Source organism: Niallia sp. Kr1 (assembly GCF_050389805.1).
Taxonomy (GTDB): domain Bacteria; phylum Bacillota; class Bacilli; order Bacillales; family Cytobacillaceae; genus Bacillus_BD.
The window spans coordinates 1,408,373-1,422,465 of the sequence record NZ_CP130945.1; the positions used below are offsets into that span (position 1 = coordinate 1,408,373).

The 14,093-nt window shown below is 34.8% G+C and carries 17 protein-coding genes; 9 read left to right on the forward strand and 8 right to left on the reverse strand.

The annotated features are described in order from the left end of the window. Positions 1-98 precede the first annotated feature (98 nt). From Q5760_RS07030 to Q5760_RS07045, 4 genes are all read left to right on the forward strand, one after another. Positions 99-1,058 (forward strand): 2-hydroxyacid dehydrogenase, encoded by a 960-nt coding sequence (locus tag Q5760_RS07030; RefSeq protein WP_428911489.1) that lies wholly within the window; start codon positions 99-101, stop codon positions 1,056-1,058. A 141-nt stretch (positions 1,059-1,199) separates the two neighbouring features. Further along, positions 1,200-1,643, forward strand: coding sequence for a MarR family winged helix-turn-helix transcriptional regulator (locus Q5760_RS07035; protein ID WP_428911490.1), 444 nt, complete (start codon positions 1,200-1,202; stop codon positions 1,641-1,643). 73 nt (positions 1,644-1,716) lie between these two features. Then, positions 1,717-3,075 (forward strand): citrate/2-methylcitrate synthase, encoded by a 1,359-nt coding sequence (locus Q5760_RS07040; protein ID WP_428911491.1) that lies wholly within the window; start codon positions 1,717-1,719, stop codon positions 3,073-3,075. Positions 3,076-3,217: 142 nt separating this feature from the next. Further along, a complete protein-coding gene (locus Q5760_RS07045) occupies positions 3,218-3,769 on the forward strand; it encodes a YkoP family protein (protein ID WP_428911492.1) in 552 nt (183 codons plus the stop codon). A 62-nt stretch (positions 3,770-3,831) separates the two neighbouring features. Here Q5760_RS07045 and Q5760_RS07050 read toward each other — a convergent pair whose 3' ends face one another. Continuing rightward, a complete protein-coding gene (locus tag Q5760_RS07050) occupies positions 3,832-4,683 on the reverse strand; it encodes a metallophosphoesterase (RefSeq protein ID WP_428911493.1) in 852 nt (283 codons plus the stop codon). A gap of 99 nt (positions 4,684-4,782) precedes the next feature. Between Q5760_RS07050 and Q5760_RS07055 the strand changes: the two genes are divergently transcribed. Next, positions 4,783-5,904, forward strand: coding sequence for an MGDG synthase family glycosyltransferase (locus tag Q5760_RS07055; protein WP_428911494.1), 1,122 nt, complete (start codon positions 4,783-4,785; stop codon positions 5,902-5,904). A 285-nt stretch (positions 5,905-6,189) separates the two neighbouring features. Beyond that, positions 6,190-6,810, forward strand: a complete 621-nt coding sequence (locus tag Q5760_RS07060; RefSeq protein ID WP_428911495.1) for a hypothetical protein — start codon at positions 6,190-6,192, stop codon at positions 6,808-6,810. 76 nt (positions 6,811-6,886) lie between these two features. Here Q5760_RS07060 and Q5760_RS07065 read toward each other — a convergent pair whose 3' ends face one another. The 5 genes from Q5760_RS07065 to Q5760_RS07085 form a co-directional block, all read right to left on the reverse strand. Then, positions 6,887-7,444, reverse strand: a complete 558-nt coding sequence (locus Q5760_RS07065; protein WP_428911496.1) for a hypothetical protein — start codon at positions 7,442-7,444, stop codon at positions 6,887-6,889. A 203-nt stretch (positions 7,445-7,647) separates the two neighbouring features. Then, the gene (locus Q5760_RS07070) at positions 7,648-7,794 is read right to left on the reverse strand and encodes a hypothetical protein (RefSeq protein WP_428911497.1); all 147 of its coding nucleotides are present in this window, start codon (positions 7,792-7,794) and stop codon (positions 7,648-7,650) included. A 142-nt stretch (positions 7,795-7,936) separates the two neighbouring features. Then, positions 7,937-8,029, reverse strand: a complete 93-nt coding sequence (locus Q5760_RS07075) for a hypothetical protein (protein WP_428911498.1) — start codon at positions 8,027-8,029, stop codon at positions 7,937-7,939. A 195-nt stretch (positions 8,030-8,224) separates the two neighbouring features. Continuing rightward, the gene (locus Q5760_RS07080) at positions 8,225-8,398 is read right to left on the reverse strand and encodes an asparagine synthase (protein WP_428911499.1); all 174 of its coding nucleotides are present in this window, start codon (positions 8,396-8,398) and stop codon (positions 8,225-8,227) included. Between the two features lie 91 nt (positions 8,399-8,489). Then, entirely contained in the window at positions 8,490-9,104 is a 615-nt protein-coding gene (locus Q5760_RS07085) for an RraA family protein (RefSeq protein ID WP_428911500.1), read from the reverse strand. A 149-nt stretch (positions 9,105-9,253) separates the two neighbouring features. Here Q5760_RS07085 and Q5760_RS07090 point away from each other — a divergent pair, with 149 nt between their 5' ends. Beyond that, positions 9,254-9,976, forward strand: coding sequence for a DUF421 domain-containing protein (locus Q5760_RS07090; RefSeq protein ID WP_428911501.1), 723 nt, complete (start codon positions 9,254-9,256; stop codon positions 9,974-9,976). A 59-nt stretch (positions 9,977-10,035) separates the two neighbouring features. Here Q5760_RS07090 and Q5760_RS07095 read toward each other — a convergent pair whose 3' ends face one another. Further along, complete coding sequence (locus tag Q5760_RS07095; protein ID WP_428911502.1) at positions 10,036-10,413, reverse strand: VOC family protein; 378 nt, start codon at positions 10,411-10,413, stop codon at positions 10,036-10,038. Positions 10,414-10,575: 162 nt separating this feature from the next. Beyond that, entirely contained in the window at positions 10,576-10,866 is a 291-nt protein-coding gene (locus tag Q5760_RS07100) for a HesB/YadR/YfhF family protein (protein ID WP_428911503.1), read from the reverse strand. Between the two features lie 301 nt (positions 10,867-11,167). On the opposite strand from Q5760_RS07100, the gene Q5760_RS07105 reads away from it, so the two are divergent. After that, positions 11,168-12,223: an LLM class flavin-dependent oxidoreductase gene (locus Q5760_RS07105; RefSeq protein ID WP_428911504.1), complete on the forward strand. Its 1,056-nt coding sequence runs from the start codon at positions 11,168-11,170 to the stop codon at positions 12,221-12,223. Between the two features lie 399 nt (positions 12,224-12,622). Further along, entirely contained in the window at positions 12,623-14,077 is a 1,455-nt protein-coding gene (locus Q5760_RS07110; RefSeq protein ID WP_428911505.1) for a DHA2 family efflux MFS transporter permease subunit, read from the forward strand. The last annotated feature ends 16 nt before the right edge of the window (positions 14,078-14,093 follow it).

Genomic DNA, 14,093 nt, shown 5'->3' on the forward strand with positions numbered 1-14,093 from the left:
ACTTTTTAAATAGTTGGGACAAGAAGACTTTTCATACTAAAATATGAGGGATAGAAGATGTTCATTCCTCTAAGAGTAGAAAGGGTTGGTGATTGCGATTGAAGCCTAAAGTTTTGATTACTCGAAAATTACCAGATGAAATTATTAGCAAAATTGAAAGGGCTTGCGAAGTTACCATGTGGGAGTATAGTGATACACCGATTCCGCGTGATGTTTTAGAAGAAAAAATCGTTGATATAGACGGTCTGTTCTGCATGATATCGGAAACGATTGATGAGGGGTTATTGGAAAAGGCTCAAAATTTAAAAGTGGTCAGTAATATGGCTGTGGGCTATAACAATATTGATGTAGAAGCAGCAAAACGTAAAGGAATTATGGTAACGAACACGCCTGGAGTGCTGACGGAAACAACAGCTGATTTAACGTTTGCACTTTTAATGGCAACAGCTAGAAGGATTCCAGAGGCTTCAGAAGTTTTACGGAGCGGTGAATGGAAATCTTGGTCCCCGCTTGGTTTAACAGGACAAGATATCTATGGAGCAACATTGGGGATTATCGGAATGGGCAGAATTGGAGAAGCCATTGCAAAACGAGCAAAAGGCTTTGATATGAAAGTGTTATATCATAATCGAAATCGAAAACTTGAGACTGAAGATAGATTGGGATTACAGTTTGTTGATTTCGATTCTTTATTGAAGGAATCAGATTTCGTTTGTGTTATGACGCCTTATACGCCTGAAACAAAGAATTTAATTTCATACGATCAATTGAAACTGATGAAGAATACAGCGATTTTAATCAATACCGCTCGAGGTGGGATTGTTAACGAAAAGGATCTATTTGATGCATTAAAAAATGGTGAAATTTGGGCTGCGGGATTAGATGTCTTTGAAGAAGAACCTGTTCCACGTAGTCATCCACTGTTAACATTACCCAATCTTGTTACACTACCCCATATCGGTAGTGCTAGTATTGCTACAAGAATGAAAATGGCTAATGTGGCTGCTACGAATCTATTACAGGCGTTACAAGGAGAAACACCTTTGAATTTAATATAACCAAAAGTTGAGGCTCTTGCTAAGGCAAGAGCCCTTTCTAATTTTTGCATAAAACTTAATTTTGGTGTAAAATAGTTCTATAGTGAACAGTTCACTATAGAACAGTACAAAAAAGACAGAATTTTCAGGTTGGTTACTGAGATGGAAAATAATTTAGAAACCTTGTTAAACAGTCAACAATATAAAAAGTTGTATGAAAGGATGCTCCTACCGATTTCACAAAAGTATCATGTGACGAAAATTGAAATCGAAATATTGTTGTTTTTACACCGCAATCAATCCCATGATACAGCCAAAGATATTGTCGAGCTTAAATCCTATACCAAGTCACATGTGTCTAAAGCAATAGATTTATTGATTAAGAGTGAATATATAATAGGTAGGCTCGATACACATGACCGAAGAAGTGTTCATTTGAAATTAGCACCAAAGGCGCAAATGATTGTCGAAGAAGCAATGGACATGCGTCATCAATTTTTTGATACTCTTTACAAGGGTCTTTCTCACGAAGAGATACAAGTGATGAATCATCTTGTGAAAAAAATAGTTAGCAATATTAAAGAAGCTTTAGAAACAGAAGTATAGTTTGTACTAACCATCTATATAGAAGCAATAAGGAAAATCTTGATAGAAAAGAATATTAGGGGAGGAAGATGAAATGAATAAAAGAGAAACGATTGAAAATTACACAGAAAAGTATAGCAAAATTACGACTGAGAATAGTACGATTGAAAGCCAGTTATATGATGATTACGGTGTAAAAAGGGGTTTAAGAGATAAAAGCGGAAAAGGTGTTTTGGCTGGTCTTACAAAAATCTCGGACATCCGCTCGAATGAGGAAATTGATGGGAAATTAGTTCCATGTGAAGGACAGCTTTTTTATAGAGGCTATAATATTTATGATTTAGTTAAGGGATTTGAGACGCATCGCAGATATGGGTTTGAAGAAATTACTTACTTACTATTATTTGGAACACTTCCAACAGAGGGGCAATTACGTGAATTCTCCCAAATCTTAATAGAAAGCAGTCATCTTCCTAGAAATTTCACAAGAGACGTCATTATGAAGGCTCCAAGCAAGGATATAATGAATTCGCTCACAAAGAGTGTATTGACGTTATCATCATATGATAAAAAAGTCGATGACTTATCTTTAGATAATGTATTAAGACAATGTTTAAAATTGATTAGTACGTTCCCAGCTTTATCCGTTTATGGGTACCAAGCTTATCGTCATTTTGAATGTGATGACAGTCTTTATATCCATAGACCTGATCCAAATCTATCGATGGCGGAAAATATTCTGCGAATGTTAAGACCTGATAAGAAATTCACTGATTTGGAAGCTCGCGTATTGGATATTGCTTTAGTGTTACATATGGAGCACGGTGGCGGAAATAACTCAACCTTCACAACTAGAGTAGTGTCTTCAGCAGGTTCAGATACATACTCAGTCATTGCTGCCGCCCTATCATCCTTAAAAGGACCAAAACACGGTGGCGCCAATATCAAAGTTGTTGAAATGATGAAAGATATTAAAGAAAATGTGAAGGATATTCATGATGAGGATGAGGTTAAAAATTATTTAACAAGAATGCTCAATAAGGAAGTATTTGATAAACGCGGATTAATCTATGGTATGGGTCATGCGGTATATTCAATATCCGATCCAAGAGCACAAGTTTTCAAAGGATTTGTTGAGAAATTAGCGCTTGAAAAACACCGCGATAGTGACTTTGGACTATACTCTATGGTGGCAAAATTGGCTCCAGAAGTGATTGGTGAGAAACGCCGCATCTATAAGGGCGTTAGTGCCAACGTTGATTTTTACAGCGGTTTAGTTTACAGCATGTTAAATATTCCTGTAGAGCTATATACTCCAATTTTCGCGATCGCAAGAATTGTAGGATGGAGTGCACATCGTCTTGAAGAGTTAATTAACGTAGATAAAATCATTCGTCCTGCTTATAAGAGCATTATGGTCGAAAATGAATATAAGGATATTAGTGAACGCTAAAAAATGAAGCGACAAGCAACTTCCAGTTTCTGGGAAGTTGCTTGTCGCTTTTTTTAGGAATAACTCCATATTTTCCCTTCAATAAATCGAACTAGTTTAATTAAAAATAAACTAGTAAGGACACATAAAGGAGTCAAGAGGTATGAGGGATTATATTATCTCTGTTTGGAGTTGGATGGATCCTTTATATTATCATTTTACTCGGTTGACCTTTCCAGCTAAGGAAGGCAATATTTTTCGGGTAAGATTGACAAAATATAAAGGACGTAATTTTGTTCTTTCGGATGGAACAGAAATCAATAAAAATGATCTATTACTTAAGATTCATCTGCACAACATTCGATTATTAAAAGAATTTAAAAGTCTAACGAGTGAATTGAAAAAAGCGAAGCTCATTTATAACTATGTTCAAAGGTCCATGCCTGAAATTGATCTTTATATTCAAAATCATCCTAAGTCTAATAAGATTAAAGGGGTTATTGGGATTACGATTTTAAATAAAGGTTGTGAAAGACTCGGTTTTGAGGTTTTTGACCTTTCCCATCCTGTCTATCGATGGTTTAAACAGATCGCTTTCTTGCCTATTGGGATTCTATCTTCAAGGAATGTTTCTGTTTCACATATATTGAAAAATCATAAGCCAAGTTATTTGTTTATGTCGACTAAAAAGTTATCAAATATGTACAGGAAATAAGGGAAAATTAAATTATCCGGCTTAAAAAAGAAAAAGCTGTTAAAAAGTTAACAGCTTTTTTTTTACATAGCTTGAACTACTTTGTTTTCAGAAATTGACAATGTTAATTCATGGATTGTAATTTCAGGTCGGCTTCCTACACGTATATTCACTCCTGTTTGACCAAGACCTTCATTGATATAGAATGGTTTCCCATCATACGTATGCAAACCTTTAATCATATTCATTCGTGGCAGTTTTCCCATTTTTACAAGATGGAAGGCCTTAGGGTAGCAAATTTGTCCTCCGTGAAAATGACCGGAAAGCAAATAATCAAAATGGTAGGGCTTCATTTTTAGAACAATATTTGGGTCATGTGTTAAGACTAAATTTGTTCCTGGTTTGATTCCTTCATAGGAATCTTCAATATTGCTTCTATGTGTACTAAAATCATCAATGCCAATGATATTAACCCATGTTCCATCAACAGAGATTATGTCATTTTCATTTATTAAGACTTTACAGTCATACATTTTAAGTGTTTCAATTAGTTTTTTTAAATATTTAGGGCGCAGTACATAATCATGATTACCTAAAACCGCATAAATCCCATATTTTGCATTCAATTTGTTGAGGACTTCTAAGTAAGGGACAAGCTTAGGGATTGTCCGTTTGCGGTCAAGAAAATCTCCAGTTAGAGCAATTAAGTCAAAGTGCTCTTCTTTTAATTTTGTATAAAGTTCATTAGGAGAAATGGATATATTTTCTAAATGCAGATCAGAAAGCTGCAGAATTCTTAATTTTGGATGGTCCTCTTTGGACATTTCTGTATCGATTGTTAATTTATTGATGATGACCTCTTTTGTGTTTTTATAAGCTCTTTTCATCAAATAATAAAATAAGATAGCTAAAATAGAAATTAATAATAGGATCATTATGACGCCTCCTTCTTAACGAATTATACAGGAAATAGAGGCGAGTTTTACAAGTAATTGATGGAAATCATTTTTTGACGTATAAATTAGAGGTGTTTCATGAAAAAACAATCGAAGTCCATTTTATTTCTTCCTTTTTTACAAATACCTTCCGGGCATCATCAGGTAGCCAATGCTTTAATTGATGGAATATTAGAAATAGACCCTGCTATAAAATGTCATAAGGTCGATATTCTAAGCTTTAGTTATGGAAATATGGAGAAGGTGATTTCCTATATTTATTTGAAATGGATCCATTCTTTTCCTAATATCTATAATGCCATCTATAGAATGTCAGTTTACAAAAAGATTGAGACAAACAAACGTTACCGATTGTATGAGATATTATTTATTTCGTTTATGAGAAAACTTTTAATAGAAAAGCGACCTGATCTTATTGTTTGTACTCATGCTTTACCTGCTTATATGATGAATTTCTTGAAAGATAAAATCGAATTTCACATTCCTGTTATTAATGTATATACCGATTATTTTATCCATCGTTTCTGGGGCTTAGATCATATAGACTTTCATTTTGTACCTTCAAATGAAGTGAAGACATTTTTAGAAAAAAGGGGAATTAATAAGGAGAAAATTTTTGTTACAGGAATACCTATCCACAATAAAATAAAGAAAATAAATCAGATACCAAAATATGATAAAAAGTCAAGATCGACTGTGCTTATTTCAGGAGGAAATCTAGGAATTGGTGGACTTGAGCACCTATTAAATATGATAGAGGAAAGAAAGTCACGTGAGCATATTCAATTTTATGTATTATGTGGCAAAAATAAAAAGTTATATGAAAAACTCAAGTGTTTAAACAAAAACGATATCATTCCTTTTCCATATATAAACTGCAGAGAAAAAATGAATAGACTGTACGATGAAATCGATGCGATTTTAACAAAGCCTGGGGGAGTGACGATAAGTGAAAGCCTATTTAAGAGGAAACCCATTTTGATTTATGATGCTTTACCAGGTCAAGAAGAAATTAATCTTAAACAGTTGGAAGAAGTTGGTCTTGTTTTTCATTTAAAAACGGAAAATATGTATGAGCAAATCCTTTCCATACTCCAAGATGAGAACAAATTAACGGAATATCAAAATCAGGTTGATCATTTTCATTCTCACATTCATAAGAAAGACCCCGCACAGATTATTACGGAAATAATCATATGATCTAAGAGCTATCGTAAAATAAAAAGGACTTTCTCAAGGAATTACAAGAAAGTCCTGATATAAAAGAAGTTGCATTCTCTTCCTATCATTTTCAACAGTCTTATACCTCAACTAATCTTTAACTCACTCGAAGTATCATATGACGAGGTTTAAGATTAGTTTTTTTCAATTATTATTTTTAGAAACGTTGAGTGAAAAAATTTCAAAATTTACTAACTGAAGGTAAGAAAGGTTTCTGAGGATATGGTCATAATAAACATGTTCACATACAAAGGGGGATTTGGGATGAACTTAGAATGGTTTGACAGAGTTTGTGGGGAATTACAGGATAGCCTGGAGTCAATTTGTGATAAATATGATGAGAATGGCGGAATGTCTATTGAACGCGGGGCAAAGCATCCTAGAATAGACTTTTTTGTAGACAGTGAAGATACCGTGAGAGAGTATTTTTGTTCTCTTTATTTTGATCCATATAATGAAGAATTTTATATCGAATCTGTTGATCCGGAACTAGGCTTTTCTAGCAAAGTGATTCTAGATGATATAGAAGATATTATTGATGCCGTTCATGAAAGTTTTCATTATTATATGGAGGACGACTATTACGAAGAAGATTTAGATGTGGAAGATGACTACGATTCAAATTCTGAAATAGTGGATGACGATCTAATTTTAGAAGAAGTTGATGTTGAATGGGAAACTCCTGAGATAACTGCTTTTTACAAAGAAGACGAAGTTGAAATTACTTATCAGTTTGGAATTGTCCAAGAAACAGGTGATGGTGTCTTAAAACGAGTAAATCGTGTTCGTACCGAAGATGATGATTTGTTAAGAGATGAAACTAACTTTATATTTAGTCGAGAAGAAGCAAGTACCATCATTTCATTAATTGCAAGTCATATGTAAGAGAAAAGGGAGGTTTCTTTGTGATTAATCCAGAACCTCCCTTTATTCCCAAATCCAGTAGTTGCAAAATAATGAACTATTTCTCAAATATTTTTTGCCAATTTCCTTTAAGCTTTTTATCATCAATCTTGCTAGAGATCGTATTTACTTTTTCCTTAATATATAAAAGGGTTTTATAAACGGTATTATAGGAATGATATTCTTTTTCGTATTCCTCATCTTGCTCCTGTTTCATTTCATTTAGAGTTTGTTTTAATTCATCTATTTCTTCTAAAAGCTTCTCATTTTGTTCTTTCATATTTTTTTGCTGAAGTCGTGATTGTTCATTTTGCTGAACTAGAAAGCTAAGGAGTTTTTTTATGTCAGCAAGTTCATGATCTATGGAATAGAGTAACTGATGATTATCACTTGAATCGTTAAAAAGATTGGGTAATAGGCTATCAATATTATCCTGGTTATTATCGCTCTCTTCTTTTTTAATCTGCTTTAATTTCTGTACTTCCTCAGCTTTAATTTTATAACGATTACCTATACTTTTAAGCTTTATGTACTTATGACGTTCATGAAGCTTCCTTTTTAAACGATTTGTTGTTTTTAGTTCCATTTTCCTCTCTATCGTTAAATATTGATTCATCACGTTTCAGCACCTTTCCTCCTCTTAAATAAACCTTTGAACAATCCATAAAAATAGCTAATTTATTTTATTAGCTTAAGAATTATTTATATATTTTATATTTTAACACAATTCGGAAGAATTAATTAATAAAATATATTTGTATTTTTAAATATAGATCAGAATAGACCTAAAAAAGCAACCAATTGGCTGCTTTTTTTGAACTATTCCTGTGTATTTCTTTTTTTGTTCTTTACATCCCGTTGATGCTTTAGTAGATTTTTGTTGACTATAGGTTTTACGTTATCCGTTCGAGTTTCCCAAATACTATATTGAATGCTGTCAGGCATATTTTTATCGTTACGCTCCAAGATACATTCTCCTCCTTTTTAAATAGGAATGGTAGATGATAACAACATAATCATTTGTTATGATTTCTAAGCTTCTTCGAGAGTGTGTTGCATATTAATAAACCTGCTGCCAAAATCCATATCCTTTCCGAGCCTTCCTAGATCATAAGGTATGTTCAATAATATCCATGACCTCCCGATTTGTTAAATCAGGATCTACAGATTGTAAGAATCCTGCTACGTGAGGAGATGCCATTGAAGTGCCAGACAAGGAGGCAATTGTTGGTTAATAATAATTACTTGCAATAAAATCAAGGTACTTGCTTTAAAATTGAAAACTTCCCCGTTAGTTTCAACCAATAACTGTTTAATATTAAAGGGCTCGATTTAGTTTAGTAAAGGATATTTCAAAAAAAGGTGAGTACTCAAAGAGCACTCACCCCGTACTTTTCTAACGTCGATGTTGGATTAAGTCGATGGTTCCTAATACAATATGAGCTAAACCAAAACCAAATACGGTGTTGGCGACCATTTTATTGGAACCACGCTTTTGTTTTAAGGCATATCCAGTAGCAGTAACAGCTGAACCTAAAACTGTCGGAATCATTCCTTCTCGAATATTCATTCCAATCCCTCCACACCGAGTTAGTGGGTGTATAAACACCTACTAATATCGTTACCAAAAATTAAAGGACCTATGTAATACACCTTAACGATTATTCTAAAATCGAGTTTAAGTATTGGAGAGCCTTTTCTCTACTTCCTAAGTAGTGTTGTTCTCGTTGTTGGTCTTTTTTGAGTTTTTCCAATGTAGCATTTAGGATGATCTCTTCTTTTCCTTTTGGTATAACAATCACTCCATCTTCATCACCCACAATAAGGTCCCCTGGGGCTACGCTAACGCCACCGCATGAGATGGGGACTTGTAGTTCACCTTTAGCGGACTTTGCACTTGCAGAAATCGTTGCAGCACGGCAAAAGACGGGAAAATTCAGATCACGAATCCCTTTCATGTCACGAACCGCACCATCGATAATGATCCCTTGTAACCCTAAATACTTGGCAAGTCCGATAACAAAATCACCTGCAACAGCTCGTTCTGTATATCCCTTTCCATTCACAACCAGTATTTCACCAGGTTCTGCCTCTCTCATTCCACGCAAGATGCCCGTATTGTCCCCAGCGGGTATATTTATCGTATATGCTCTTCCCGCAATGTTAAATGAACTGTTAATAGGCTTTATACCGGTGTCCATATGATTAAAACCCTTTAATGCATCTGAAATCGCGGTAGTAGGTAAGGATAAGAACTTTTTTTCGATCGTCGTCATTTTGTTTTCCCCCTTAAGCGAATGGAATAATCTTTCTATTTATAATTCTCGTGTTCAAAGGATATGACTACTTGTTTAGATGGATGTATTTTATCTCTTTTTATTCAAATAATAAGTTATAAAATTCCGTAATATTGAGGAGAAATAGAATGGATTTTGTTAAAGACACATTATTAGTTTATGGAAGAATCATTACGATTTTACCATTAGTCTTATTTATTACTCTTTTAATGGGAAGGAGGTCAATTGGTGAACTGCCTGTTTTTGATTTTCTCATTATCATCTCATTAGGAGCGGTAGTTGGAGCGGATTTATCGGATCCTGAGATTAGACATTTTCATACGGTTATGACGATTATTGGAATTGGACTTTTACAAATCATTATTACATATCTGTCAATTAGAAGGCGAAGATTTGGTAAATGGATCACGTTTGAACCAATTGTTGTGATCAAAAACGGAACGTTACTGGTAGGGAACCTAAGGAAGATTCGCTACTCCGTCGATAATATTTTACAAATGCTCCGCGAGAAAGGAGTTTTTGATGTATCTGAGGTGGAATTAGCCATTGTTGAAGCAAATGGTAATTTGTCGGTTTACAAACAATCAAATAAAACTCCTGTAACCATTGAAGATCTAGGAATTAGAAAAAAAGAGGAGGGACTTTCTTATCCAATAATACTGGAGGGGAAATTATATCACGAGGTTTTGCAGGACCTGGAGGTTGATGAGACATGGTTATATGCAGAACTAGAAAAACAGGGGATTGATCATATAAAAAATATTTTTTATGCATCGTTAACAAAAGATAAAAAACTGCATGTCTCATTGAAGAATGAAAGTACTTTACCTACTCCAGTGATCCATCACTAGTTGCTACATGACTCCGTTTTAACAAAGAGTAAAACGGAGTCATGTTCTTATGCTGTGCTTTACTTATCTTCTCTTAATAAATAGCTGTTGCCATCTTGATCTTTAAAAGTAAACATTGAACCATAAGGCATTTTTAGTAGTTCCTCTACTTCAACACCGTTTTGTTTCATTTTTTCATAAGCTGAATCGATATCATTTGTACTAAAAAGTATCGATGGGTGAGCGACCGCGGACGGGTTTTGTTTTTCCATTAAAGCTTTATCATAAACCACTAATGTAGTGAATTCATCTTCACTTGGTCCGACTTCTAGCCATGTGGCATCTGGTCCCATAGGAAATTCACCTTTCACAACAAACCCAATTTTATTTACCCAAAAGTCTTTTGCTTCTTCTTGGTTATTAACGTAAATCGTTACTTTTCCAATTTTATTAATCACTATAGAAAACTCCTTTTACTATTGTCAGTTGTACCAAATGATTCTATCAATGATTAGCTATTAAACACAAGTGCGAGAGCTATTTTATTTTCAAAACAAAAAAACGTCATGAACTTTCAGAATCATGACGTTTGAAATATATATGGGGGAGTGTTTTTTATTTTAAACCGCTTGAGTAAATTCTGGTTCGCCTAAATTTTCATTAAAATCAATGACTAAATCTTTATCATCAAAATACCAAGTATCGCTATCTTCGATAAAAAAGGTAATTCCATCTTTTTCAACTCTTGTATGTGTTTCTTGTGGGATATCTTTTTCCATTCCTAATGAGAATCCTTTGATAAAAGAGTTTAAACCACCATATCTAATATAAAAACGGATGCAATCACCTTCATTTAATGCAAGTTCTTCTTTATACCATTGAAATACTTCGTGGGACATTTTAATCTTCATGAAGATTCACCTCATTAAATTTTTATTGTGAAATGATTCACATTTATTTCTTGACTCTAGTATAGCATGATCTAAGTATTAAAAAAATGAATAGAATGTGAATGATTTATAGACAAATTATTAACGTTGGTGGGTAAAAAGTGACTAAATCATGTTCGTATTGGACAAGTATGGTGACAGTACAATCGACCTCCTTTTATATGATAAAATAAATGGAAACCATTAGTGATAGAATAGCCTTAATAGTTTCTGTTTCACCTATACATACAGTGAATATAATTTTTAATAGGGGGATTTATCAATGGAATTAGGAATAAGTACGTTTGTCGAAACAACACCTGATGTCAATACTGGGAAAGTAATCAGTCATGCTGAAAGAATAAGGGAAGTGGTGGAAGAAATCGTCCTCGCTGATGAGGTTGGGTTAGATGTTTTTGGAGTAGGGGAGCACCATCGTGTGGATTATGCTTGTTCGTCACCAGCTGTTTTACTCTCAGCAGCGGCAGCACAAACCAAAAATATCCGGTTAACAAGTGCTGTAACGGTGCTCTCTTCTGATGACCCTGTTCGAGTATTTCAGGATTTTGCTACGGTAGATGCTATTTCGAATGGAAGAGCCGAAATTATGGCTGGGAGGGGTTCGTTTATCGAGTCATTTCCGCTATTTGGTTATGATTTAAAGGATTACGATGAGCTATTTAACGAAAAACTTGATTTATTATTGGAAATCTGCAGGTCAGAAATCGTGAATTGGAGCGGTAGGCACCGCCCTTCTATTCAAAACAGAGGGATCTACCCAAGACCTGTTCAAGACCCATTACCCGTTTGGATTGCGAGTGGTGGAACACCAGAATCAACGGCACGTGCCGGACATTTAGGCTTACCCTTAGTTTTAGCGATTATTGGAGGTAGTCCACTGCATTTTGAGCCGTTAGTCAGACTTTATCAACGTACAGCATCAAGGGCAGGGCATGATGTAACCAAATTATCCGTGGCTTCGCATTCCCATGGATTTGTTGCGGAAAGTGATGAAATCGCAGCAGATCAATTTTTCCCTTCAACCCAATATGCCATGAGTAAACTTGGTCAAGAACGTGGGTGGGGACCTTATACCCGATCAACGTTTGACTCAGCACGTAGATTAGAAGGAGCTTTATACGTCGGTTCACCAAAAACAGTAGCGGAAAAAATTATTTATCTACGAAAAAATGTAGGCATCACTCGTTTCATGCTTCATTGTCCAGTTGGTACGATGCCACATGAAAATGTCATGAAATCGATCGAGTTATTCGGTAAAGAAGTTGCACCAATGGTTCGAGAAGAAGTGGAAAAATGGGAAAGTAATCTAGAAAAATAATAAATGACCGTATAAATGGTTCTCTATCATCTGGAGAACCATTTTCATTTTTAATAAGGCTATGCAAACGTTTTATTGTAAATGTTTTGTAAAATGCGGCGGATATGTGAAAAATAATCCTTGACTTATGAAAAAAATATTTGATAAAGTTACAATCAGACCAAATGGTATGTAAGATATCTTGTGGATGAAAAAATGTTGATGCCTGTCTATCATTGAACTTTTTTAAGTAAGGTATAGTTCGGGAATAATCTTTGGAAAATTGGCAAGGTTTTGTCTTTTGATTTGTTTACTAGTGAGCAAGCTATAGCTGAATACTAGTAAAAAATGATGACAGCCACATGACATGGTTTTACATCACTGCTTTTTCGAAAAATAAACTGGAGGTTTTATAATTTTATGAGTACACCAATTACGGTAAAAAGTCCAAAAGGCATGGCAGCCATCTTAATGCTAGGTGCCTTTATCGGGTTGTTCGGAGAAACAGCATTAAACATGGCCTTAACTAACATTATGGAGCAATTTACCATTGAAGCTTCCACTGCACAGTGGTTGACAACAGGGTATTTATTAACATTAGCAATTTTAGTTCCTATTTCTGCACTATTAATGAAATGGTTTTCGACTAGACAATTAGTGATCGGTGGACTCGTTATTTCATTGTTAGGAGCACTGCTAGCAGCCGCTTCACCAAGCTTTGCTTTATTACAAACGGGTCGTGTTGTTCAAGCGGTTGGAACCGGAATTATTATGCCGGTCATGGTGAGTGTACTTTTAATTATTTTCCCTGTCCATAAACGTGGGGTTGTTATGGGGATTATGGGACTTGTTATTACATTAGGTCCAGCATTAGGACCAACACTTTCGGGGGTTGTCATTAGTGCATTAAGTTGGAATTATATTTTCTGGTTTAGTGCTATTTTTTATGTGCTATTGACATTAGCAGCTTTCGTTAAAATTGAAAACGTTGGGGAAATTACGAAGCCTAAAATTGATGTGTTATCGATTGTATTATCAACAGTAGGTTTTGGCGGAGTTATTTATGGTTTAGCTTCAATGGCGGGTGCACCGTTTACTGAACCAATCGTATGGGCACCTTTACTAATTGGAATGATTGCCCTTGTGTTATTTGGAATTCGTCAAAATTCAATGGAAAAACCAATGATTAACCTAAGTGTATTCAAACAACCGATGTTTACATTAGGTACAGCAATGATGTTCTTAAGTATTTTAGTTATTCTATCAACAGGAATTCTTTTACCAATGTATTTAAAGGGATCTTTATTATTTAGTGCAGCGGTCGCTGGTCTATTATTACTTCCAGGTAATGCGGTTAACGTTATTATGTCACCGATTGTTGGATCCTTGTTTGATAAAATTGGACCAAAGAAACTAGTTCTTACAGGTTCAATTATTGTCTTAATCGGAAATCTCATTTTTGTAACTTCTATTTCTGCGACTACACCTGCATGGCAAATCATCGTAGCCTTTATGGTTTTATTCTTTGGATTAACGATGGTCACCATTCCAGCACAAACAAATGGATTAAATGCCTTGCCACGTGAGTTATATGCCGATGGCTCAGCAGCCATGAATACGTTAAACCAAGTTGCTGGTGCGGCTGGTACGGCAATCGCCATTACATTGCTTACAGCTGGTTCAACTAGCTTTGCAGGTGCTACACCTGGCGCTGCAGAAGGCGAAATTTTAGCTGCCGGTGTAAAATATGCATTTTACTTTGTGACAGGAATTTCTATCATTACCTTAATTTGTTCCGTATTTATGAAAAAACCAAGTTTGCAAAAGGAAAAATCTTCTGTAGCTGTGAAAGCAACAGAACCTGTACGAAACTAGAATAATTTCAAATCAA